Source organism: Klebsiella sp. CB_Kp196 (assembly GCF_040061575.1).
GTDB lineage: Bacteria > Pseudomonadota > Gammaproteobacteria > Enterobacterales > Enterobacteriaceae > Klebsiella > Klebsiella michiganensis.
In genome coordinates this window covers 1-743 of record NZ_JBEAFH010000030.1, presented here as the reverse complement: position 1 = coordinate 743, position 743 = coordinate 1, and the positions used below count along the sequence as shown (strand labels likewise).

Annotated in this window: 1 protein-coding gene; it reads right to left on the bottom strand. The window is 54.6% G+C overall.

Annotation, left to right across the window (positions count from 1 at the left end; translation table 11 throughout):
* A partial coding sequence (locus ABLU87_RS04790; protein ID WP_139512910.1) for an elongation factor Tu occupies window positions 1-743 on the bottom strand: 743 nt, incomplete at both ends.

Genomic DNA, 743 nt, shown 5'->3' with positions numbered 1-743 from the left:
ACGTTCTCACCAGCACGGCCTTCGTCCAGCAGTTTGCGGAACATTTCAACGCCAGTACAGGTAGACTTCGCAGTCTCTTTGATACCAACGATTTCAACTTCTTCGCCAACTTTGATGATACCGCGCTCTACACGACCGGTAACAACGGTACCACGACCGGAGATGGAGAATACGTCTTCGATCGGCAGCAGGAACGGCTTGTCAATCGCACGCTCTGGTTCCGGGATGTAAGAATCCAGGTAGCCAGCCAGTTCGATGATTTTCGCTTCCCAGTCTGCGTCGCCTTCCAGCGCTTTCAGAGCGGAACCGCGAACGATCGGAGTGTCGTCGCCCGGGAAATCGTACTGAGACAGAAGTTCACGAACTTCCATTTCAACCAGTTCCAGCAGCTCTTCGTCATCAACCATGTCGCATTTGTTCAGGAACACGATGATGTACGGAACGCCTACCTGACGACCCAGCAGGATGTGCTCACGAGTCTGCGGCATCGGGCCGTCAGTCGCAGCAACAACCAGGATCGCGCCGTCCATCTGCGCAGCACCGGTGATCATGTTTTTAACATAGTCGGCGTGGCCCGGGCAGTCTACGTGCGCGTAGTGGCGAGTCGGGGTGTCATATTCAACGTGAGAAGTGTTGATGGTGATACCACGAGCTTTTTCTTCCGGCGCGTTATCGATCTGGTCGAATGCGCGAGCAGAACCACCGTAGGTTTTAGCCAGAACGGTAGTGATTGCAGCGGTCAG